This window comes from Actibacterium sp. XHP0104, assembly GCF_025751515.1.
Taxonomy (GTDB): domain Bacteria; phylum Pseudomonadota; class Alphaproteobacteria; order Rhodobacterales; family Rhodobacteraceae; genus Actibacterium_D.
Map to the genome: position 1 here is coordinate 165,247 of NZ_JAOWLE010000002.1, position 22,090 is coordinate 187,336.

23 protein-coding genes and 1 tRNA gene are annotated in these 22,090 nt (G+C 64.9%); 14 read left to right on the forward strand and 10 right to left on the reverse strand.

What is annotated here, in order from left to right; genetic code table 11:
- Positions 1-10: 10 nt before the first annotated feature.
- Positions 11-1,960 carry a DNA primase gene (gene dnaG, locus OE856_RS05200; RefSeq protein ID WP_263714991.1) on the forward strand — a complete coding sequence of 650 codons (1,950 nt, stop codon included), beginning with the start codon at positions 11-13 and terminating at the stop codon, positions 1,958-1,960.
- 124 nt (positions 1,961-2,084) lie between these two features.
- Positions 2,085-4,091: an RNA polymerase sigma factor RpoD gene (rpoD, locus tag OE856_RS05205; protein WP_263714992.1), complete on the forward strand. Its 2,007-nt coding sequence runs from the start codon at positions 2,085-2,087 to the stop codon at positions 4,089-4,091.
- A 138-nt stretch (positions 4,092-4,229) separates the two neighbouring features.
- On the opposite strand, the gene ribD is transcribed toward rpoD, so the two are convergent.
- From ribD to OE856_RS05240, 7 genes are all read right to left on the reverse strand, one after another.
- On the reverse strand, positions 4,230-5,306 hold the full coding sequence (gene ribD, locus OE856_RS05210) for a bifunctional diaminohydroxyphosphoribosylaminopyrimidine deaminase/5-amino-6-(5-phosphoribosylamino)uracil reductase RibD (RefSeq protein ID WP_263715175.1): 1,077 nt from the start codon (positions 5,304-5,306) through the stop codon (positions 4,230-4,232).
- A 23-nt stretch (positions 5,307-5,329) separates the two neighbouring features.
- Positions 5,330-5,797 carry a transcriptional regulator NrdR gene (nrdR, locus tag OE856_RS05215; RefSeq protein WP_263714993.1) on the reverse strand — a complete coding sequence of 156 codons (468 nt, stop codon included), beginning with the start codon at positions 5,795-5,797 and terminating at the stop codon, positions 5,330-5,332.
- 97 nt (positions 5,798-5,894) lie between these two features.
- Entirely contained in the window at positions 5,895-6,305 is a 411-nt protein-coding gene (locus OE856_RS05220; protein WP_263714994.1) for a secondary thiamine-phosphate synthase enzyme YjbQ, read from the reverse strand.
- Positions 6,306-6,350: 45 nt separating this feature from the next.
- Positions 6,351-6,788, reverse strand: a complete 438-nt coding sequence (locus tag OE856_RS05225; protein WP_263714995.1) for a hypothetical protein — start codon at positions 6,786-6,788, stop codon at positions 6,351-6,353.
- 50 nt (positions 6,789-6,838) lie between these two features.
- Positions 6,839-8,860, reverse strand: coding sequence for a capsular polysaccharide biosynthesis protein (locus OE856_RS05230; RefSeq protein ID WP_263714996.1), 2,022 nt, complete (start codon positions 8,858-8,860; stop codon positions 6,839-6,841).
- 7 nt (positions 8,861-8,867) lie between these two features.
- Positions 8,868-9,992, reverse strand: coding sequence for a polysaccharide biosynthesis/export family protein (locus tag OE856_RS05235; RefSeq protein ID WP_263714997.1), 1,125 nt, complete (start codon positions 9,990-9,992; stop codon positions 8,868-8,870).
- 103 nt (positions 9,993-10,095) lie between these two features.
- The gene (locus OE856_RS05240; protein WP_263714998.1) at positions 10,096-11,388 is read right to left on the reverse strand and encodes a capsule biosynthesis protein; all 1,293 of its coding nucleotides are present in this window, start codon (positions 11,386-11,388) and stop codon (positions 10,096-10,098) included.
- 178 nt (positions 11,389-11,566) lie between these two features.
- Here OE856_RS05240 and OE856_RS05245 point away from each other — a divergent pair, with 178 nt between their 5' ends.
- From OE856_RS05245 to OE856_RS05270, 6 genes are all read left to right on the forward strand, one after another.
- A complete protein-coding gene (locus tag OE856_RS05245; protein WP_263714999.1) occupies positions 11,567-12,172 on the forward strand; it encodes a riboflavin synthase in 606 nt (201 codons plus the stop codon).
- A 67-nt stretch (positions 12,173-12,239) separates the two neighbouring features.
- The gene (gene ribB, locus OE856_RS05250; RefSeq protein ID WP_263715000.1) at positions 12,240-13,337 is read left to right on the forward strand and encodes a 3,4-dihydroxy-2-butanone-4-phosphate synthase; all 1,098 of its coding nucleotides are present in this window, start codon (positions 12,240-12,242) and stop codon (positions 13,335-13,337) included.
- 3 nt (positions 13,338-13,340) lie between these two features.
- Positions 13,341-13,889, forward strand: a complete 549-nt coding sequence (locus OE856_RS05255; RefSeq protein ID WP_263715001.1) for a 6,7-dimethyl-8-ribityllumazine synthase — start codon at positions 13,341-13,343, stop codon at positions 13,887-13,889.
- Complete coding sequence (gene nusB, locus OE856_RS05260; RefSeq protein ID WP_263715002.1) at positions 13,886-14,338, forward strand: transcription antitermination factor NusB; 453 nt, start codon at positions 13,886-13,888, stop codon at positions 14,336-14,338. Before OE856_RS05255 ends, nusB begins: the two co-directional genes overlap by 4 nt.
- Before the next feature lie 98 nt (positions 14,339-14,436).
- Entirely contained in the window at positions 14,437-14,748 is a 312-nt protein-coding gene (locus OE856_RS05265; RefSeq protein ID WP_263715003.1) for a hypothetical protein, read from the forward strand.
- A gap of 339 nt (positions 14,749-15,087) precedes the next feature.
- A complete protein-coding gene (locus OE856_RS05270; RefSeq protein WP_263715004.1) occupies positions 15,088-15,549 on the forward strand; it encodes an MmcB family DNA repair protein in 462 nt (153 codons plus the stop codon).
- Here the strand turns inward: OE856_RS05270 and OE856_RS05275 are convergent, their stop codons facing one another.
- Positions 15,550-15,756: a DUF6324 family protein gene (locus tag OE856_RS05275; RefSeq protein WP_263715005.1), complete on the reverse strand. Its 207-nt coding sequence runs from the start codon at positions 15,754-15,756 to the stop codon at positions 15,550-15,552. It lies immediately after the preceding gene.
- 129 nt (positions 15,757-15,885) lie between these two features.
- Here OE856_RS05275 and OE856_RS05280 point away from each other — a divergent pair.
- Together OE856_RS05280 and OE856_RS05285 are read left to right on the forward strand one after the other, a co-directional pair.
- Positions 15,886-15,962, forward strand: a tRNA-His gene (locus OE856_RS05280).
- A 90-nt stretch (positions 15,963-16,052) separates the two neighbouring features.
- Positions 16,053-16,667 carry a CDP-alcohol phosphatidyltransferase family protein gene (locus OE856_RS05285; protein WP_263715006.1) on the forward strand — a complete coding sequence of 205 codons (615 nt, stop codon included), beginning with the start codon at positions 16,053-16,055 and terminating at the stop codon, positions 16,665-16,667.
- Here the strand turns inward: OE856_RS05285 and OE856_RS05290 are convergent.
- Positions 16,664-16,999 (reverse strand): TfoX/Sxy family protein, encoded by a 336-nt coding sequence (locus tag OE856_RS05290; protein ID WP_263715007.1) that lies wholly within the window; start codon positions 16,997-16,999, stop codon positions 16,664-16,666. The genes OE856_RS05285 and OE856_RS05290 overlap by 4 nt on opposite strands.
- A 574-nt stretch (positions 17,000-17,573) precedes the next feature.
- Here OE856_RS05290 and OE856_RS05295 point away from each other — a divergent pair.
- The 3 genes from OE856_RS05295 to arsJ are packed head-to-tail and all read left to right on the forward strand — an operon-like array spanning position 17,574 to position 20,715.
- Positions 17,574-18,422, forward strand: coding sequence for a helix-turn-helix domain-containing protein (locus tag OE856_RS05295; RefSeq protein WP_263715008.1), 849 nt, complete (start codon positions 17,574-17,576; stop codon positions 18,420-18,422).
- A gap of 17 nt (positions 18,423-18,439) precedes the next feature.
- On the forward strand, positions 18,440-19,450 hold the full coding sequence (locus OE856_RS05300) for an ArsJ-associated glyceraldehyde-3-phosphate dehydrogenase (RefSeq protein ID WP_263715009.1): 1,011 nt from the start codon (positions 18,440-18,442) through the stop codon (positions 19,448-19,450).
- Positions 19,447-20,715: an organoarsenical effux MFS transporter ArsJ gene (gene arsJ / locus OE856_RS05305; protein WP_263715010.1), complete on the forward strand. Its 1,269-nt coding sequence runs from the start codon at positions 19,447-19,449 to the stop codon at positions 20,713-20,715. Before OE856_RS05300 ends, arsJ begins: the two co-directional genes overlap by 4 nt.
- Here the strand turns inward: arsJ and OE856_RS05310 are convergent.
- The gene (locus OE856_RS05310; RefSeq protein ID WP_318527621.1) at positions 20,697-21,008 is read right to left on the reverse strand and encodes a DUF6476 family protein; all 312 of its coding nucleotides are present in this window, start codon (positions 21,006-21,008) and stop codon (positions 20,697-20,699) included. The two genes, arsJ and OE856_RS05310, sit on opposite strands and share 19 nt — an antisense overlap.
- Here OE856_RS05310 and OE856_RS05315 point away from each other — a divergent pair.
- On the forward strand, positions 21,001-22,029 hold the full coding sequence (locus OE856_RS05315) for an RluA family pseudouridine synthase (RefSeq protein ID WP_263715011.1): 1,029 nt from the start codon (positions 21,001-21,003) through the stop codon (positions 22,027-22,029). The two genes, OE856_RS05310 and OE856_RS05315, sit on opposite strands and share 8 nt — an antisense overlap.
- Positions 22,030-22,090: the final 61 nt, after the last annotated feature.

Consider the following 22,090-nt stretch of genomic DNA (forward strand, 5'->3'; position numbering starts at 1 on the left):
ATAATGCGGCATGAGCCTGCCCCCCGGATTCCTTGATGAACTGCGTACGCGCACGTCCCTGTCTCAGGTCGTGGGCCGCAAGGTCATGTGGGATCAGCGCAAGTCGAACCCCGGCAAGGGCGACATGTGGGCGCCGTGCCCCTTTCACCAGGAAAAGACCGCCAGCTTTCACGTCGATGACCGCAAGGGCTATTACTATTGCTTTGGCTGCCACGCCAAGGGCGACGCGATCAGCTTTGTCCGCGAGACCGAGAACGTCGAGTTCATGGAGGCGATCGAGATCCTGGCCGGCGAGGCCGGGATGCAGATGCCCGCGCGCGACCCGCGTGCCGCCGAAAAGGCCGACCGCCGCAGCCAGCTGATCGAGGTGACGGAACAGGCGGTCAAATTCTTTCGCCTGCAACTGAAAACCGCCGCCGGGGCCGAGGCGCGCGCCTATCTGCAACGCCGGGGCCTGTCGGATGCCGCACTTGATCGCTGGGAAATCGGTTTTGCGCCGCCGGGCTGGCAAAACCTGTGGGATCACCTGACCGGCAAGGGCGTCGCGCCCGACCTGATCCTGGCCGCCGGGCTGGCGAAACCGTCCGATAAGGGCCGCAACCCCTATGACGTGTTCCGCGACCGGATCATGTTCCCCATCCGCGACCCGCGCGGGCGCGCCATCGCCTTTGGCGGCCGCGCGATGGACCCCAACGACAACGCCAAATACCTCAACAGCCCCGAAACAGACCTGTTCGACAAGTCCCGCACCCTGTTCAATTACGGCCCCGCGCGCGAGGCCGCCGGCAAGGGTCAGCCGCTGATCGTGGCCGAGGGCTATATGGACGTGATCGCCCTGTCCGAGGCGGGGTTTGGCGCCACCGTGGCCGGGCTGGGCACCGCGATCACCGACCACCACCTGCACATGCTGTGGCGCGTCGCGCCCGAACCGATCGTGGCGCTGGACGGCGACAAGGCCGGGACCAACGCCGCGATGCGCGCGATGGACCTTGCGCTGCCGCTGCTGGAGGCCGGGCAAAGCCTGCGTTTTGCCATCATGCCCGCGGGCCAAGACCCCGATGATGTGATCCGCGCCGGCGGGGCAGGGGCGATGCAGAAACTGTTGGACGCCGCCCAACCGATGGTGCGCCTGCTGTGGCAGCGGGAAACCGAAGGCCGCGTGTTCGACAGCCCCGAACGCAAGGCCGCACTCGACAAGGATCTGCGCGCCGCGCTGAAACGGATCAGCGATGCCTCGATCCGCGGCCACTACGCCGACGAAATCAAGCAACTGCGGTGGGAACTGTTCGGACAGCGCAAGCCCGGGACGCGCCCGGGGCGGCGAGGCGCAAAGGCCGACCCCGCGAGAGCAATGCCCTCGACCAAGCATTCGGCCCTTGTGGCCGCGAACGAAGCCTTTACCCAGGAATTGCGCGAGGCGGTGATCCTGGCGACGTTGATCACCCATCCGGCGCTGATGGAGGATTTCCTGGGCGAGCTCGAGCGCATGGAATGCCTCACGCCCGATCATCGGCGCATTCAAACCGCTCTGCTGACCCATGTCGGCGAGACCGACCCCGAGCGGCTGAGACAGGCCATCGACGCCACACTGGGCCCGGCCCCCCTTGAAAAGCTGATGTCGCTTAGCCATGTGCGGATTGCGCCCCCGATGCAGGATCCCGCCAATACCGAAAAGGCCGTGATGTGCCTGGCCGAGGAATTGGCCAAGCTGGATGCCGAACGCGGCGCCGCGCGAGAGATCGAAGAGGCGGTGCATGACATGCAGGGGCTGGTCGATGAGGGCCTGACATGGCGCCTGGGCCAGGTGGCCGAGGCGCGCCACCGTGCCGGTCGCGGTGACACCGAAGACAAGGGAGAATACGACCTCGCCCCCAACGGCGCCCGTCTCAGCCGGGACGAGCGAAACGCCTTTGACGCGCTGCTGACCAAGATCGGTTTTGGCAAGCCGGGGCAACGATGACCGTGACGCCGATAGCAGAAATGATGAAAGAATCACCGCTACACGGGTGTGCATCCGCGTGATTCGCGCTATTGATTCGTTTCCGGAGTGGGACGAATCAGCACCCCGCCGCAAGGAGCAGAGAATGGCCGCCAAAGATACCGACGACAGCAAGCAACAGGACGATCAGGATCAGGAGATCTCGCTGGACATGAGCCAGACCGCGGTCAAGAAGATGATCGCCGAGGCGCGCGAACGTGGGTTCATCACCTATGAGCAGCTCAACCAGGTTCTGCCCCCCGATCAGGTCAGCTCGGAACAGATCGAGGACGTGATGTCGATGCTCAGCGAGATGGGCATCAACATCATCGAAGAGGACGAGGCCGAGGACGACGACCAGAAATCCGGCACCCAGGTGGCCCAGGCCTCGACCTCGCGCGAGGTGGCGGTTTCCACCACCGAGACCGAAAAACTTGACCGCACCGACGACCCCGTGCGCATGTATCTGCGCGAAATGGGCAGCGTCGAGCTGCTGTCGCGCGAAGGCGAGATCGCCATCGCCAAGCGCATCGAGGCCGGCCGCAACACCATGATCGCGGGCCTCTGCGAAAGCCCGCTGACTTTTCAGGCCATCACCATCTGGCGCGACGAACTGCTGAACGAAGACATCCTGCTGCGCGATGTGATCGACCTTGAAACCACCTTCGGCCGCTCGATGGAGGATGACGAGGACGAGGATCCGGTCGTCGACGGGCTGAGTGTTGACAGCTCTGCCACCAACAGCGCCGCGGCCAGCAAAAGCGACGAGCCCGAGCTGGACGCCGACGGCAACCCGATCCGTTCGGACGACGACGATGACGAGGATGACGACGAGCAGGCGAACATGTCGCTGGCCGCGATGGAGGCCGCGCTGAAGCCGCGCGTGCTGGAAACGCTGGACCGCATCGCCCGTGATTACGTCGAACTGGCCGAGATGCAGGATCTGCGGATGTCGGCCACGCTGAACGAAGACGACAGTTTCACCGCCAAGGAAGAAACCGCCTATCAGCAGCTGCGCAGCGAAATCGTCGAGCTGGTGAACGAGCTGCACCTGCACAACAACCGGATCGAGGCGCTGATCGACCAGCTGTATGGCATCAACCGCAAGATCATGCAGATCGACAGCGCGATGGTGAAGCTGGCCGACCAGGCTCGTATCAACCGCCGCGAGTTCATCGACGAATACCGGGGTTATGAGCTTGACCCCACCTGGCTGGACCGCATGGCCGAGAAATCGGGCCGGGGCTGGCAGGCGCTGGTCGAACGCTCGACCGACAAGGTCGAGGAACTGCGCACTGAGATGGCCCAGGTCGGGCAATATGTCGGCGTCGACATCCCCGAATTCCGCCGCATCGTGAACCAGGTGCAAAAGGGCGAGAAAGAGGCCCGCCAGGCCAAGAAAGAGATGGTCGAGGCCAACCTGCGCCTGGTGATCTCGATCGCCAAGAAATACACTAACCGCGGCCTGCAATTCCTTGATCTTATTCAGGAAGGCAACATCGGCCTGATGAAGGCGGTCGACAAGTTCGAATACCGCCGCGGCTATAAGTTCTCGACCTATGCCACATGGTGGATCCGGCAGGCGATCACCCGCTCGATCGCCGATCAGGCCCGCACCATCCGTATTCCGGTGCATATGATCGAAACGATCAACAAGCTGGTTCGCACCGGCCGCCAGATGCTGCACGAGATCGGCCGCGAACCCACGCCCGAGGAACTGGCCGAAAAGCTGCAAATGCCGCTGGAAAAGGTCCGCAAGGTGATGAAAATCGCCAAGGAACCGATCAGCCTCGAAACGCCCATCGGCGACGAGGAAGACAGCCAGCTGGGCGATTTCATCGAGGACAAGAATGCCGTGCTGCCGCTGGACAGCGCCATTCAGGAGAACCTCAAGGAAACCACCACCCGCGTTCTGGCCAGCCTGACCCCGCGCGAGGAACGCGTGCTGCGCATGCGGTTCGGCATCGGGATGAACACCGACCACACGCTGGAAGAGGTCGGCCAACAGTTCAGCGTCACCCGCGAACGCATCCGCCAGATCGAGGCCAAGGCCCTGCGCAAACTCAAACACCCCAGCCGAAGCCGCAAACTGCGCAGCTTCCTGGACCAGTGATCAAAACGCCCCCGCAAGGGGGCGTTTTCGTTTGGGATGATGTTTCGCCCGGGCGTCAGCCCGGGCAGCGCCCGACCCGCCCCATGGGCGGGCGCTTCTCGCCCACCCCGGATCGGGCGCTGCCCTTGGTGTTCTGATTTAATCCCGCCGCACCCAGCGGTGCATCACATCGACGCCCACCACCTGCGTTTCGATCAAGTCGAACCGGGGGGCCTCGTGCAGGGTGTCCAGCCCCATCGCGCCGATGGCGGGGCGGCCCTCGGCGCCGATGGCCAGCCCGGCGGTAAAGCCCACCAGCTCGTCCACCAGCCCGGCCCCCAGCAAGGATGCCGCCATCGCGCCGCCGCCTTCGCAGAAGACCCGTGTCAACCCGGCCTGACCCAGCGCGGCCAGCAGGCCTGCGGGATCAAGCGTGCCGCCCGGTGCCACCGCTACCGGCACCAGTCGCGCGCCAAGGTCAGCCCATTGGGCGATCAGATCGGCATCGGCACCATCGCCGTGGCAGATCCACACCGGCACGTCGCGCGCCGAGCGGGCCAACGTGCCTTCCAGCGGCAGGTCCAGCCGCCGCGAACAGACCACCCGAACCGGTTGCCGCGCAACGCCAAGGCCCCGCACGGTCAGCGACGGGTCATCCGCCCGCGCCGTGCCACCGCCCACCATCACCGCGTCATGCCGGGCGCGCATCGCGTGGACCATGCGCCGGGCGTCTGGCCCAGTGATCCACTGGCTTTCGCCGCTGGCCGTGGCAATGCGCCCGTCGAATGAGGTCGCCAGTTTCAGCGTGACCATCGGGCGCCCAATGGTGCGCGCCAGCAAAAACCCCTTGTGATCCGCGTGCGCCTGATCCGCCAGCATGTCGGTCGTAACAGTGATACCCGCCGCGCGCAGCATCGCATGACCGCCACCCGCGACGCGCGGGTCAGGGTCGGTCAGCGCCGTCACCACCCGCGCCACCCCGGCCGTGATCAGCGCCTCGGCGCAGGGCGGGGTCTTGCCGTGATGGGCGCAGGGTTCAAGCGTGACATAGGCCGTGGCCCCGCACGCCGCCGCGCCGGCCTGGGCCAGGGCGACCACTTCGGCATGGGGGCGGCCGCCGGGCTGAGTCCAGCCGCGGCCCACGATCCGGCCATCTTTGACGATCACACAGCCCACGGCCGGGTTGGGCCAGCATTGCCCCATCCCGCGCTGCCCAAGGGACAGCGCAAGCGCCATGAAACGCGTATCGACGGCCTGGGTCACTCTTCGGGCTGAGAGGGCGGACGCAGCTCGCTGACGAATTTGTCGAAATCGTCAGCCGCCTGGAAGTTCTTGTAAACGCTGGCAAATCGCACATAGGCCACGGTGTCGATCCGGGCCAGGCTTTCCATCACGATCTCGCCGATGGTTTTCGACGGGATGTCGGTCTCGCCCATGCTTTCCAGCCGCCGGACGATGCCCGAGATCATCTGATCCATGCGCTCGGGCTCGACCGGGCGTTTCTGCAACGAGATGCGGACCGAACGCTCCAGCTTGTCGCGGTCGAAATCCTCGCGCCGGCCGTTCGATTTGATGACAACGAGGTCGCGCAGCTGCACCCGTTCATAGGTGGTGAACCGGCCGCCACAGGCGGGGCAAAGGCGCCGACGCCGGATCGCGACATGATCCTCGGCGGGGCGCGAGTCTTTCACCTGGGTGTCGATATTTCCGCAAAACGGGCAGCGCATGGCCTCTCCCTTGAGATGGTTCCGAAGTTATCCACAGCCACTATAGGTCAGCCGCTAGGGTTTGGGTAGGGGGTAAAAATGACCCGACATGTTGGGGTCAGGTCAGGTGCGCTACCACCTCTCGGCGGTGGGGCGCATCCCGATGTTCGAACAGGTAAATCCCCTGCCAGGTGCCCAGAACAGGCCGCCCCGCCGTCACCGGAATCGACAGGCTGACCGGCAGCAGCGCCGCCTTGATATGGGCGGGCATGTCGTCGGGGCCCTCATAGGTATGGGTGAGGTAAGACATCGACGGATCGGTCGTCGGCGGCACCAGCCGGGCAAAGAAATTGCGCAGATCGGTGCGCACCTCGGGGTCGGCATTTTCCTGGATGGCCAGCGAGCACGAGGTATGCCGCACGAACAGAGTCAACAGCCCATCATCATGCCCCGCGCACCAGCGCGTGACATCGCGGGTGAATTCGTAAAGGCCCTGGCCGCGGGTCTGGATCGTGAAAACCGTCTGCATGGCGGCACCCTAGCGTAGGCGCGTCTCACTGGCGATGGGTATTGGTTACTCGAACCTCATAACCGAATGGCAGTCCGGCCCAAAGAAAAACGCGCTTAGATTTGCGCCGCGTTTCTTAAGGGTCAGGAACAGGCTGTCGGGCAGGGCGGCGGCCTCGGCCAGCAGATCGGCATCTGGGGCAACAGTAAAGCCCACAACACGGGTGCGCGGCTGGTTTGCGGCAGGGCCGACAGGCTCGGAAAGATAGATGCGGGTTTCGGGCGGCAGGCGCAGTTCGTGACGCACATAATCGGTCGCGGCGCACCAAATATGATGGTTTCCGGCGCCCGGGACACTGCGCACAACAAAGCTGTTGGCGTCATCGGCGGCGGGCGTGACCCACAGCTCGTTATTGGCGTGATAGGGTTGCGGCGCGTCCCCGGTCTGGGGCAGGGCGCAGGCGGCGGTCAGGCCAAGGCAGAGGATCAGTGCATGGTGTTTCATGACGTGACTTTCTGCCTGATTGGCGGGCGGTGCAAGTCACTTTACGGCGATCAGCGCCGCCACAGATGCGCCTGGGTGGCCAGCAGCCCTTGCAGCTTGGCCAGCAGGCGGTTGCCCGCGCCCGGATGCGGGATCGCGCCACTGGCCAGCCGGTCCAGCGCCACTTCGGGCGGGCAGGGCTGGCGGGTAACCGGATCGAAATAGCGCGGATAGCCGATCAGGGCTGCATGGGCCAGTTGCGCCAGGCTGGGCCGGGCGCGGCGGCGGTCGGGCATCGGAGCCAGGTCACGGGTCAGCCCCCAGCCCGCGTAAAACGGTGCGCCCAGACAGGTCACTGGCACGCCGCGCAAAAGCGCCTCGAACCCCAGTGTCGATGTCAGCGTCCAGACCTCGTTCACCGCCAGGATCAGGGCAGCGGGGTCGGCGCCCGGGGCCACCAGATCGGCCAGCCCGCTTGCATCAATGGCGCCGGGGCGCAGACCGGCCTCGACATCGGGATGGGGTTTGTAGATCAGCACCGCGTCGGGGTTCTCGGCGCGCACGCGTTGCAATAGCTCAAGATTGGTGCGTTCCGCCGGACAGCCCAGCCGGACCGAGGCGTCATCTTCGACCTGGCCCGGCACCAGAATGCGGTGGCCCGCGGGCAGGTCGGGTAGGGCGCCGCCCAGATTGTATTTGCTGATCCCGTCGCGGCTCAGCCGCGTGATCAGGCGCTCGGCGCGCGCCAGTTCGCCCTCGGGCAGGGCGGGGCTGGCGGCGATCAGGCGTTCCAGCCGGCTTTCGCGCGTGGGGTCGTAATAGATGCCCAGATCGTCCAGCGCCAGCGACAGCGGCGGCACCAGCTTAGCCCCCAACCCGCGCGAGCGCAGGAACCCGTCCTCGACCCGCACCGTGCCGGGCTGCGCACCCTCGGCCCGGTTGGCCCAGACCATGGCGCGACGCCCGGTTTGTGCGGCCTGTGCCTCGGCCCGGGGCAGGGGATCGGCAAAGCGCATGTCGCCAAAGGCCTGCCGCAGCGGTGCGCGTTTCCAAAGCCGCATCCCGCTGGCGACCCAGCCGCGATGATCGTCACGCCAGGCGCGGGCCTCGGCCTCGAGCGTGGCGATCGCCTGCTCCAATTCGCACAGCCGGTCGCGATACGGGTCATACCAACTGGGCGCCAGGATCATCGCCCCGGCAAACAGTTGCGCGCGGGTCAGGCGGCGCTCGCGCCGGGGCACGGGGTTTTCGTCCTGTGTCAGGCCCCAGCCGCCATAGAACGGCTGACCGAAAACGCGCGGCTTGTGCCCGGCCATGATCGCCTCGAACCCCATCTGCGACGACACGGTATAGACCGCAATCGCCCCGTCCAGCAGGTGCCAGGGCGACACTGGAGCGTCAAAGAATTCGACCAGCCCGCCGGCCTGATCGGCCGAGAAATAGCCGCCGCGCTGGCCCGCGACGGTTTCGGGGTGGCTTTTGATCAGGATGCGCGCGCCGGGGTTTTCGATCTGCGCAAAGGCCAGCATCTCGCGGAACGTGGCGCGCGTGGCCCCCGAGGCCGTGACCGAGGCGTCGCCCTCGGTCTGGTCGATCACCAGCACATAACCCGGATCGGGCGCGGGCAGGGAGGGGTCAAAGGCATTGTATTTCGACAGGTGCAGATGCCGCAGCCGGGCGGCGGCATCGCGGGCACGGTTCAAGAGCGCCGTGTCATCCAACGGATGCGTGGCCAAGAGATGTTCCAGATCGCTGGGACGCGACGGGTCGAAATGCACGCCACGCCCGTCCAGCATCAGCCCCAGCGGCGCACCGCCCCCCGCGCGCCCCGGCAGGACCGAGCGCAAGAACGCATCCTCGACCCGCAGCACGGGGGCATCGGTGTGGCGGGCCACGGCCTCGCCGCGCGGGCTGGTGGGCGACTGGCCCCAGACGCCGATCATGTCATCCGCGCCGGGCTTGCCCAGGCTGATGCGATAGCCCGCCAGTTCCAGAATGCGCCGCACGCGGCCCTGGGTCAGAAAGCCGCCATTGTAAACGAAAAGCCGCCGCAGAGACGGGTCTCTACGGCGGTTTTCATCTGTGTCGGACATGCGGCCGTCAGTTGCCGGCAAGGCTGGAAATGGCATTGGCCGAACCCGCCGTGCCGGTCAGCACGCTAAGGGTCTTGGTCCATTGCACATAGGGTGCCTCGGTCACGTAAACCGTATCGCCATCGCGGATCAGGAAGTCGCGCGCCTGGAACATGCCGTTGGGTTCGGTCAGGTCCAGCACATAGACAAAACGCTGATCGCCGATCAGATCGCCCCGGCCCAGAACGGCATTGGCGATCTCGGCAGGTTCGTTGCGGAACACGAAAACACCGGTCGGATCGGCCAGGCCCGATTGCAGGCCGCCGACCTGGGCGATGGCCTCGATCGCCGACAGGGTCTGGGTGTCAAACGGCACGCGGGTCTGGCGGCCGGTCGCGCCAAGCGCGGTGAACGAGCGGCTGTCTTCCTCGACCAGGATGCGGTCGCCGCCGCGCAGCGGGATATCCATCTGCGGGTTGTCGTAAAGATCCTCGAACCAGATCTCGCCCTTCTCGGTGCCGCGCATGACGGTGATCTGCGCCACCTCGGTGGGGATCGCAATGCCGCCGGCGATGGCCAGCATCGATGACAGGGTGCGGGTCGGGCGTTCGATCGGATAGACGCCTTGCGCCCCCACGCCGCCCATCACCGAGACCGTAGCACCGTTGCCCGCAACGCGGCGCACCACGACCTGCGGGTCAGGCGTCTGGGCATCCAGCTTTTCGGTGATGATCTGGCGCAGGCGCTCGGGCGTGTTGCCCGCCGCGCGGATACGGCCCGCGTAGGGAATGAAGATGAACCCGGCGCCATCGACCTGCACCTCGTCCAGCACGCTGGAATTGGTGCCGTTTTCGGCCAACAGCCCGTCATCGACGTTTTCATAGATCGTCAGGCCCAGCGTATCGCCGGGGTGGATCGTATCCGACCCCGTCAGCCCGGCATTCATGAAGCGCGACGAGAACCCCAGCGCCGGCAGCGACGAGGTGCTGCGGGTCACGCGGTCATTGACGGTGACGATATAGGCGTCGCCTTCCTTCTGCACCGAGCCCTGATAGATCTCGCGCTTATTGGGCCCCGAGCGGGGCAGGCCACAGGCCGCAACGGTGGCCGTAATGGCCAGAAGGGCCACGAAACGGGCCCCACGGGATGCCATGATACTCACTGCTCTGTTTCCTCGAGGTTTATTCTGTCTGAGGTTTTGAGAGTAACCCTACAGAATCCCGCCTGAAAAAGCCAGCACAGGTTGTAGGGCAGGGCTATCCGACGACCTGCAACTGTTGCTCTGCTGCCGCGCTGGGCGGGGTGAGGGCGGCATAGCAATCCTCGGGCGCCAGCATTCGGTCGACCACAAGGCGCAGCAATTCCTGCCGTCCGCGGGCCGAATAGAACCCTCCGGCCAGCTGCGAGGTTTCCAGCAGGTAGCGGCGATAGACGCGATAGGCGGCCAGGTCGGGCCGCTGTGGATCGGCAAAAAACTGGGCCAGCGGCTGGGGTGACACGAATTCGGGCTTGGCATAGACCGCCTCGCCGAACACCTTGAGGGGGATGCCGCGCCACAGCACCTGCTGGGCCGCGGTCGAGTTCACAGTCACGGCCGAACGCGCCGGGTCAAGCAGTCGCGCCAGCTTGCCGCCATGCACGAAATGCACCCGGTCCGACAGGCCGTGCTGGGCCGCCAGGCGGGCGATGTCGCGGCTGAGCGGTGCGCGGCCATCCTCCAACGGATGGGCCTTGAACACCAGGTGATGATGCGCGGGCGCCCCCTTGGCAAAGCCTTCGATGCACAGCTCTAGAAACTCGGCCATGGTCGAGAACCGGCTATGCGCCTGAAAGCTGGCGTCATGTTCCAGCTGCAGCAGCACCAGGTGATAGGGAAAACCGCCATGGCGGATGCGCCGCGTCGCGATCAGGCGGCGGGTGGCTATCGCCGGGATCATCAGCAGCCGCTTGAGATACAGGGCGAATTCGCGCCGGACAGGCAGGGCGCGGTGCGGGCGGAAATGGGCATAGTCGCGATTTCGCGCCAGCACACAGAAATGATAGAGCGCGCCGTAAAAGATATGCTGGCGCATGTCGCCCCAGTGGGCGGGGGCGTGGGGCTGTTCGACATCGGCCTCGGCCAGCGCGGCGCGCATGTCGTCGACCGACAGCTGCATCAGCCGCGAATGGCCGTTGCTGCCGTCGCGCTCATAGGTGACCCAATAGGGCCGCAGGTAACCCTCTTCGAACACATGCACGCGGATACCGGCGCGCTGGGCGATCTCGACCGCCTGCGCGTGCACCGGGCGGGTGTCGCCATACAGCACGATATCGGTGATCTCGTGCCGATAGGTCAGGCGGGTGAATTCGGTGGGCCAATCCTCGGGGCGGCCACGATAGGGGATATAGCTGGCCTGGTCGAACCAGAACGCCTGATCGCCACGGTTGAAGCCCACGCGCCAGACCTCGGCCCCCGCATGGCGCAGCATCCGCGCAATCCCGTCAAAGAACGGCCCGTGCGGCCCCTGCAAAAACAGGAATTTGCGCTCTTGTCCCGGCGTCGTGCTCATCTGCCTCGTTACTCTGCCCGTGTCACCCCGTCGCATCCACGCGGGGCTTGTCTTATTTATCGGCACGATAAAGTTAAAAAAAGGCGGATTTGCGTCGCGGCATGTCCCATCTGGCATTGCCTTGCGCGCCCGGGGCGCGATAGCTATCGCAAAAGGCCTGAAAAGGAAGGGCGATTTCATGTTCACTGGCATCATCACCGATATCGGCACCATTCGCAGCCTGACGCAAAAAGGCGACCTGACCGCGCGGATCGGAACCGCCTATGCGCCGCAAGGCATCGACATGGGCGCCTCGATCGCCTGTGACGGCGTCTGCCTGACCGTGGTCGCCAAGGGCACCGACGACCGAGGCAACTGGTTCGATGTCGATATCTCGGCCGAGACCGTCAGCAAGACCAATATCGGCGCCTGGGCCGAGGGCCGCCGCATCAACCTCGAGCGCGCACTGAAACTGGGCGACGAGCTGGGCGGCCATATCGTGTCGGGCCATGTCGATGGCGTGGCCGAGGTCGTGGCCGTACGGGCCGAGGGCGACAGCACCCGCGTCACCTTTCGCGCGCCCGAGGCGCTGGCGAAATTCGTCGCGCCCAAGGGCTCGGTGGCGCTGAACGGCACCTCGCTGACCGTGAACGAGGTCAATGGCCGCGAATTCGGCGTCAACTTCATCCCGCACACCAAAGAGGCCACCACCTGGGGCGACGTGGCCGAGGGCGACAAGGTCAATCTTGAGATCGACACGCTGGCGCGCTATGTGGCCCGCCTGGCCGAATGGCAGGCCGCCTAAGCGGATGCTCTGGCCAAGCCCGGCCACATGCAGTAAGCCCACGCCCAACCGAACACAGGCAGAGCACATGACCGATACATATGCCGATGCGATCAGCCCGATCGAAGAGATCATCGAAGACGCGCGCAACGGGCGCATGTTCATCCTGGTCGATCACGAAGACCGCGAGAACGAAGGTGACCTGGTGATCCCCGCCCAGATGGCGACCCCCGAGGCGATCAACTTCATGGCCACCTACGGGCGCGGGCTGATCTGTCTCAGCCTGCCGGGCGAACGGATCGACGCGCTGGGCCTGCCCTTGATGGCGTCCTACAACTCGTCGCGGCATGAGACCGCCTTTACCATCTCGATCGAGGCGCGCGAGGGCGTGACCACCGGCATTTCCGCCCATGACCGCGCCCGCACCGTGGCCGTGGCCATCGACCAGGGCAAAGGCGCCGCCGATATCGCCACGCCGGGCCATGTGTTTCCGCTGCGCGCCCGTGATGGCGGTGTGCTGGTCCGGGCCGGCCATACCGAGGCCGCCGTTGATGTCAGCCGCCTGGCCGGGCTGAACCCGTCGGGCGTGATCTGCGAGATCATGAACGAGGACGGCACCATGGCGCGGCTGCCCGACCTGGTCAGCTTTGCGCAGAAACATAATCTCAAGATCGGCACGATTTCCGACCTGATCGCCTATCGCCGCCGCCACGACAACCTGGTGAACGAGGCGCTGGTGAAATCGGTCACCTCGGCCTATGGCGGCGACTGGATGATGCGGATCTTTACCGACGAGACCCAGAATGCCGAACATATCGTCCTGACCAAGGGCGATCTCAGCACCCCCGAGCCGGTGCTGGTGCGCATGCACGCGCTGAACCCGCTGCCCGACGCGCTGGGCCTTGGCCCCAGCCCGCATGACGAACTGCCCCGCGCGATGGAAACCATCGCCGCCGAGGGCCGCGGCGCCGTGGTGCTGCTGCGCGATCCGTCGATGCGGCTGGCCGATGCCGATGGCGCTTCGCCGCAAAAGCTGCGCCAATACGGTCTGGGCGCCCAGATCCTGGCCGCGCTGGGCCTGCACGAGGTGATCCTGGTGACCAACTCGCCCCTGCCCAAGGTGGTGGGGCTGGAAGGTTACGGCCTGTCGATCACCGGCACCCGCAAGATCGAACGAGAGGGCTGAGCCATGGCCGGACACGAAACCCATTACACCCTGCCGCTGCCCAGCTTTGACAAGCCGGCCAAGGTGCTGATCGTCGTCGCGCCCTATTACAAGGATATCGCCGACAACCTGATCAAGGGCGCCCGCGCCACTCTGGATCAGGCCGGTGTGGCCCATGACCTGATCGAGGTGCCCGGCGCGCTGGAAGTGCCGACCGCGATCGCGCTGGCGCATCGTCAGTCGAACTATGACGGCTATGTCGCGCTGGGCTGCGTCATCCGTGGCGAAACCACCCATTACGACACGGTCTGCAACGACAGCTCGCGCGGGATCACCTTGCTGGGGTTGCAGGGCGCCTGCATCGGCAACGGTATCCTGACCGTGGAAAACCGCCCTCAGGCCGAGGTCCGCGCCAACCCCGACGAGATGAACAAGGGCGGCGGCGCAGCTGCGGCGGCGCTGCACCTGATCGCGCTGGGCCGCAAATGGGCCGGCACGACCAAGGGCGTGGGCTTTCGCCCCGCCGGGTCATTCCAGATTGCAGGCGACAGCGAAGGACCGGCCGGCGCATGAACAAGCGACAGATGAGATCGGCCGCCCGCCTTTACGCGGTGCAGGCGCTGTTCCAGATGGAACATTCGGGCCAGGGTGTGGACGAGGTCCGCAAAGAGTTTGAGACCCACCGTTTTGGCGCGGTCTATGACGGCGACGAGATGGCCGAGGCCGACCGTGACCTCTTTCGCCTGGCGCTGGAAGAGGCGGTGAACTGGCAGGCCAAGATCGACCAGATGACCGACCGCGCGCTGGTGGCCAAATGGCCCATCGCCCGCATCGACCCGACGCTGCGCGCACTGTTCCGCGCCGCGGGGGCCGAGCTGGTCGCCGGCGACGCCCCGCCCAAGGTGGTGATCACCGAATATGTCGACGTGGCCAAGGCGTTCTTCCCCGAAGGCCGCGAGCCGAAATTCGTCAACGCGGTGCTGGATCACATGGCGCGCGAGGCCAAACCCGAGGCATTCTGACCCCTGACGCGGCGGTAATCTGCCTGCGGCAAGCTGAACGGTTGGCATTTTTCGGGTCCGGTTTCATACTTGTGTCACGCAAGCAAGGAATCGGTGCCATGCCTCCTCTCGTTCGTCTTTACATCCGCCAGGTTCTGATCGGCTTTGGCCTGTCGGCTATTTTCGTGGCCGGTCTGTTCTGGTTCAACGTGGGCAACCTGTGGCACTTGGTCAGCACCTCGGATATGGGCATCGTGGCAGCGGTGATGCTGTTCATGTTCAACGGCATCGTGTTTTCGGGCGTGCAGTTCGGCATCGCGATCATGCGCCTTGCCGATCATGACGACGACCGCAGTGGTGGCAAACGCCAACCGCAACCGGTACTGAACCCCGCCATGTTGCCCGTCCGGGTCGAGAACGACCGCCGCTAGGGCAGGGCCCACCCCCGACTCATGACAAATTCAGGCCGTGCCCATCAGGCGCGGCCGCGCGCATGTCTTGCCGGAGAAACGTGTGGCGGGAACCGCAGCAGCCGTAGGGGCAACGAATTCCCGAGGACCTGTATATACAGGTGGGCGCCAGGTAACCGGACCAGGATCCGGACAGAGCCAGCTCCCTCGGAATTGCTTAAGGCCACCGGAATTTGACCCCGGCACGAGAAGAGCAGAAACCCGCCACCGCCGATACCTAGGATGACCGCCCTGCCGCGACAAGGGGAAGCGCGCGGTCGGATGAAAAATCTTGCCAAATGTTCACTAATTGTTCACGATATGCAAATGACCCAAACCCTGCAACCCGGCCAGATCCTGGCCCGCGGCGTCTGCCGTCACCTGCGCGGCCATGATTTCGTGACCGTCGAGGAACTGGTGCCCGTGCGCGGGTTGCGGGTCGATGTCATGGCGCTGGGCCCGAAGTCCGAGATCTGGGTGATCGAGTGCAAATCCTCGCGCGCCGACTACATGGCCGACGGCAAATGGCAGGGCTATCTCGAGTGGTGCGACCGGTTCTTTTGGGCGGTCGATGCCGAATTTCCGACCGAGCTTTTGCCCGATCAGACCGGGCTGATCCTGGCCGATGGCTATGATGCCGAGATCATCCGAATGGCGCCCGAAGCCCGGCTGGCCCCGGCGCGGCGCAAGGCGGTGATGCAGAAATTTGCCCGCCACGCCGCATTGCGCCTGCAATCGCTGCGTGATCCGGGCCCGGCTCAGCTGCTAATCCGCGGGATCTGATTACTTTTTCTTGCCCTTACCAGGGGTCATCGCCCGTGCGCTAGCAGCTGCGGCACGGATTTCCTCGGCGATCTCTTCGGCCTCTTCGGGGTCGAAATCCAGCGGCAGTTCCAGCCCCTCGGCCTCGATATAGATCCGCACCATGCCCAGCGTGGTGGGGCCGATCTGAAGATTGGCGGCGATGTCGCTTTCCTTGTCGATGCTCATGATCGGCCTCCTGTTTGCTGGCTGTCAGGTATCGCGTCGCGGCGCGTTAGACAAGACCGGCCCGGCATGCGATTTCCGGGCAATCGCCTCTTGCAATGCGACGGCGCAGGGGGTAAATCGCCCCGCAGTGCCGCCTTAGCTCAGTTGGTTAGAGCGCTGGATTGTGGATCCAGAGGTCCCCTGTTCAAGCCAGGGAGGCGGTACCATCTCCTCACATTCGCTTGCAATCGTATGCCAGCCCCTTGTGCGCGCGGCCGTTTTCGCGGGAAATCATCCCGAACGAGAAAGGACCGCCCATGCTGGACGCTGCCATGCGTAAACTGATCGATCCGCCGCTGAACCGTCTGGGCGCGCGCCTGGCGCGGGCCGGGATCGGGGCCGATACCGTCACGCTGGCGGGGCTGGCGCTGGGGCTGCTGGCGGCGGCGGTGATCGCCCTGGGCGCGCCGGGTCTGGCGCTGGTTCCGCTTTTGGCCAGCCGTCTGGCCGACGGGCTGGACGGCGCCGTGGCGCGCGCCACGCAGAAAACCGATTTCGGCGGCTATCTGGATATCACCGCCGATTTCCTGTTCTACGGCGCGGTGCCGATGGGGTTTGTCTGGCTTGATCCGGGCATGAACGGCGCGGCCGGGGCGTTTCTGCTGACCAGCTTTTACGTCAACGGCGCCAGCTTTCTGGGCTATGCGATCCTGGCCGAACGGGCAGGGATGCAGACCACAGCCCGCGGCGCCAAGTCGCTGTATTTCACCGGCGGGCTGCTTGAGGGCACCGAGACCATCGCGTTTTTCGTGATTCTGTGCCTGTGGCCGGGCGGGTTCGTGCCGCTGGCCTGGGGCTTTGGCGCGCTGTGCTTTATCACCGCTGCCTCGCGCGTGCTGTTGGCGCGGCAGGTGTTTCGCGGCACCAGCTAGGCTTTGCGGGCCGGGATCACGCCGATCTCGTTCAGGATTTTCTCGATGCCGGGTGGGGTGTCGGGGTTCGATGCCGCCTTGAGCGCGTCGAAACGCCGACGCAGGGCCTTTTTCTCGTCGCCTGCACAATCGTTCCATGGCCGCCCTTGCAGACCCATGACCAGCGCGTAATAGCCAATGAAATGTGGGGAATGGCCCGAGGCCAGCAGCCGCGCGTAACCCGCATCGGCGCCCATCTCGCGCAGCTCTTCGGCGGTGTGGATGCCCGCGCGCTCAAAGGCCTCTTGCATGGCCGGGCCAAGATTGCGGATGCTGGATACGGGCGTTGTCATTGGGGCTCTTCAGTGACGAGGCCCTAGTGTATCCAGCATCGCGCAAAGGTGAAGCCATACCACTCAGATACTGGCGAAATCGCTGTATGTGACGGGTTTGGGTTCAGGCTTGGTCGTTCCCTCATGCTGGGGGCTGGCATTGGCCTGGCCCTGCTGCGGCGAGGGGGGGGTATGTGTGCTCTCGTTACTATTCATCGGATGTCTCCCTAACAGGCTGATACACTGCCCATTGCCATCCAAACGTTGTTACCGTTTAGGAATATGTTCATTTTTCCACGCGTTCGTGGCAAAAATATGGCGAATTAACAGGGATTTACGCAACAATCCTGATGTGCGGTGCGGGATTGTTTCGCGATGCGGCACAAGCGGCCGCTGCTCCTCTTTTTCTAGCCGATCTGCGACTCATTGGCAAATGCCCTGTTTTCCACTGCGATACATGTGCCCAACCGATATGGGGCGCCGGCGCGCCGGGGCCATCCGGGTTCACGAAACAGTTGCAAAGCGCGAGCATAGTTGAGTCACCACATGCGGATCTGGGCTGGTAACGGGTATATAATTCCAGTATTCATGAATTATGGAAATAGATAGGGCATCATCGATTCTCTCAACCCTCGGGCACCCGGGGCGGCTGGCGGTTTTCCGGCTGCTGGTGCGCCGTGGCCCGCAAGGCGCGCGGCCCGGCGACATGGCGGGCGCGCTTGGGCTGAAACCCAACACGCTGTCGGTCTATCTGGCGGCGCTGGAGGGGGCGGGGCTGATCGATGCGCGGCGCGAGGGGCGGGCGATACATTACAGCGCCCGTATGGCCGAGATGGGTGCCCTTGTCGATTTCCTGGTGTCCGATTGCTGTCGGGGGCGGCCCGACCTGTGCCTGCCGCATGTGGCTGATCCAAAACCCAAGAGGGCTGACATGTCTGACACACCGTTCAACGTTCTGTTCATCTGCACCGGCAATTCCGCCCGGTCGATCTTTGCCGAGGCGCTGCTGCGCGAGCTGGGCGGCGACCGGTTCCGGGCCTATTCGGCGGGCACGCGGCCGTTCTCCACGCTCAACCCCTTTGCGGTCGAGCTGTTGCACCGCAATGGCCATGACATCTCGCCCCTGCGCGCCAAGACCATCGCAGAATTCCAGGATGGCGACGCGCCACTGATGGATTTCGTCTTTACCGTTTGCGACGCCGCCGCGAACGAGGATTGCCCGCCCTGGCCGGGTCAGCCGATCAGCGCCCATTGGGGCCTGCCCGATCCGGTGAAACGCGAGGGCACGGATGCCGAAAAGGCGCTGGCCTTTGCCCAGGCCTATGCGCAGATGCGCCAGCGCGTGCAGGCCTTTGCCGCGCTGCCGATTGATCAACTTGACCGCCTCAGCCTGCAACGCCGGCTAGATGATATCGGGCGGATGAACACGGCCGAACCGGCCTGACGACTTAGGGGAAGACAATGGTGAATATCGCGATCAACGGCATGGGCCGTATGGGGAAACTGGTGCTGCGCGCGCTTTTTGACGCCGGGGTGCCGGGCAATATCGTTCTGATCAACGATCTGGCCGGCACGCCCGAACAGCACGCGCTGTTGCTGGAATTCGATACGGTTCATGGCCGCTGGCCCGCCGAGATCAGCCATGACGCGGACAGCATCACCGTGAACGGCCAGCAGATGCGCGTGACGAATGTGTCGCGGATCGAGGATCTGCCGCTGGCCGAGCTGGGCGTCGATCTGGTGATCGAGACCACCGGCGTGTTCAAGACCGAGGCCAAGATCGCCCCCTATTTCGCGGCGGGCGTGAAAAAGGTTGTGGTCGGCGCCCCGGTCAAGGACGAGGGCGTGCTGAACATCGTCTATGGCGTGAACCACGACCTCTATGATCCGGCGCGTCATCACCTGGTGACGGCGGCGTCCTGCACCACCAACTGTATCGCGCCGGTGGTCAAGGTCATACATGAAGAAATCGGTATTAAGCACGGATCAATAACGACAATTCATGATGTTACCAACACGCAGACCATCGTCGATAAGCCCGCCAAGGACATGCGCCGTGCGCGCTCGGCACTGAACTCGCTGATCCCCACCACCACCGGATCGGCCACCGCGATCACGCTGATCTACCCGGAACTCAAGGGCCGCCTGAATGGCCACGCCGTGCGGGTGCCGCTGTTGAATGCATCCCTGACCGACCTGGTGTTCGAGCTGGAGCGCGACGTCACCGCCGATGAGGTGAACGCCCTGTTCAAGACCTATGCCGAAGGGCCGCTCAAGGGCATCCTGGGCTATGAGGAACGCCCGCTTGTGTCCTGCGACTATACCAACGACCCGCGCAGCACGATTGTGGATGCCCTGTCGACCATGGTGGTCAACGGCACTCATCTGAAAATCTATGCCTGGTATGACAATGAATGGGGCTATGCCTGCCGTCTGGGCGATGTGACCCGCATGGTGGCCGACAGCCTATGAGTGACGCACAGCCCCGCGCGCTGGCGGCCTATGGGGCCGTAACGGCGGCCTATTGGGCCTTCATGCTCAGCGACGGGGCGCTGCGCATGCTGGTTCTGCTGCATTTCCACACGCTGGGCTTTTCGGCCCTGCAACTGGCCTGGCTGTTCCTGCTGTATGAATTCATGGGCATGGTCACCAACCTGTCGGCGGGCTGGCTGGCGGCGCGGTTCGGGCTGACCAGCACGCTTTATGCCGGGCTGGGCATCCAGATCGTGGCGCTGGCGGCGCTGGCGCAGCTTGACCCGGCCTGGGGCCTGGGCGCCTCGGTCGCCTATGTGATGGCGGTGCAGGGCGCGTCGGGCGTGGCCAAGGACCTGGCCAAGATGTCATCGAAATCGGCGGTCAAGCTGTTGGCGCCCAAGGGCGACGGCGCGTTGTTCAGATGGGTGGCGGTGCTGACCGGATCGAAAAACGCGGTCAAGGGGCTGGGCTTTCTGCTGGGCACGGTGCTGCTGGGCGCGCTGGGGTTCACAGCGTCGGTTTGGGCCATGGCGGCGGTGCTGGCGGTGATCTTGGCAGGCGTGGCGCTGTTCATGCCGCCGGGCCTGCCGCAGGGCAAGAAAGGCGCCAAGTTCACCGAGGTGTTCTCGAAAGACCCCGCTATCAACCGCCTGTCGGCGGCGCGGCTGTTCCTGTTCGGGGCGCGCGACGTGTGGTTCGTGGTCGGCATTCCCATCTATTTCTACGCGGTCCTCTCGGACGGGTCCGAGGCCGGCAACCGCGCGGCGTTTTTCCAGATCGGCACCTTCATGGCGCTGTGGATCATCGCATATGGCGTGGTGCAGGCCAGCGCGCCAAAACTCTTGGGCGCGAAATCGAAACCGCTGGGTCAGATCAGCCGGATGGCCACGCGATGGGTGGCCGGGCTGACGGTGATCCCGCTGGCGCTGGCCGGGCTGTCGCTGATGGCCGACGGGCCGCAGGGCTGGCTGACCGGGGCGCTGATTGCCGGGCTGATGGTGTTCGGGTTCGTGTTCGCGGTGAACTCGTCCCTGCATTCCTACCTGATCCTCGCGCTGACCAGTGCCGAGCGCGTGACCATGGATGTGGGGTTCTATTACATGTCGAACGCGGCCGGGCGGCTGGTCGGCACGCTGTTGTCGGGCCTCAGCTATCAGATCGGCGGGCTGCCCCTGTGCCTGGCCACGGCGGGGGCCATGGCGGGGCTCAGCGCGATCTGCATTCGCGGCCTGCGCCCCGCGGATCAGTCGGCGGTGACCTGAACGCTTTGGCGCAGCTCGCCCGTGCCCGCGTCATAGATCAATATCTGCTGGTCCTCGGTCACCACCGCCCACCAGCCGCGCCCCTTGGTGAAGGCGCTGACCTCGGCTCCCTCGGGCAGGGCAATGCCATCGGGCAGGGTGAATTCGTCTTTTCCGCCATAGCGGATGACAATCAGCGCGATGATGATTACAACGCCCGCGATCATCGTGGCGGTCAGCACCGTGACCAGCACACGCAGGAACCGCAGGTTGGGGGGCTCTTCCCCGTATTCAGAGGTATCGTCCATGTCCATCACGCGCCGCCTTTCGGTGGTTATCGGGCCAAACCCGCCCGCACGCCTTGATAAGGCGCTTTCGCGCGATGTGCCAGAGGAGGAGGGCCTGTCGCGCTCGCGCCTGGCCAAGCTGATCGCCGAGGGCGGGGTGCGTCTGGCCGGTGCGGTCGAAACCAATCCGCGTGCCAAGGTTGCCGAGGGCGATGTGCTGGAGCTGGTCTTTGAAGAGGCCAGTGATGTGGAAACCCGCCCCGAGGATATTCCTCTGGATGTGGTCTATGAAGATGCCTCGCTGATCGTCGTCAACAAGCCCGTGGGCATGGTCGTGCATCCCGCGCCCGGCTCGCCCGGCGGCACGCTGGTGAACGCCCTGCTGCATCACTGCGGCGACAGCCTGTCGGGCATCGGCGGCGAAAAACGCCCCGGCATCGTGCACCGGATCGACAAGGACACGTCCGGCCTGCTGGTCGTGGCCAAGACCGACAAGGCCCATACCGGCCTGGCCGCCCAGTTCGAGGCCCACAGCGTGCACCGCCATTACAAGGCCGTGGTGTACGGCGTGCCCGATGCCGGTGATCCGCGCCTGCGCGGGGTGCGGGGCGTCAGTTTCGAGGCCGGCAACATCTTGAAAGTGACCACCCAGTTGGCGCGCCACAAGCACGACCGCCAGAAACAGGCGGTGCTGTTCCAGGGCGGGCGCCACGCCATCACCCGCGCCCGCATCGAAGAGGCATTCGGCACTCCAGCCGTCGCTGCGCTGTTGGACTGCTGGCTGGAAACCGGGCGCACGCACCAGATCCGCGTGCATATGGCCCATGCGGGCTTTGGCCTGATCGGCGATCAGACCTATGGCGGGCGGCGCAAGCTGTCGGACAAGGCCGTGGGGCAGGCGGGCGCACAGGCGGTGGCCGATTTTCCGCGCCAGGCGCTGCATGCCGCCACCTTGGGCTTTATCCACCCCGAAACCGGCGAAGAGCTGGCATTCGAGGCCCCGATCGCGCCCGACATGCAGGCCCTGATTGACGCCCTTCGCGGCTGACATTCGCGCAAATCGCCGTGAGAAACGGTTACATTCACCGTTTTTCGACGGAAATCGCGAA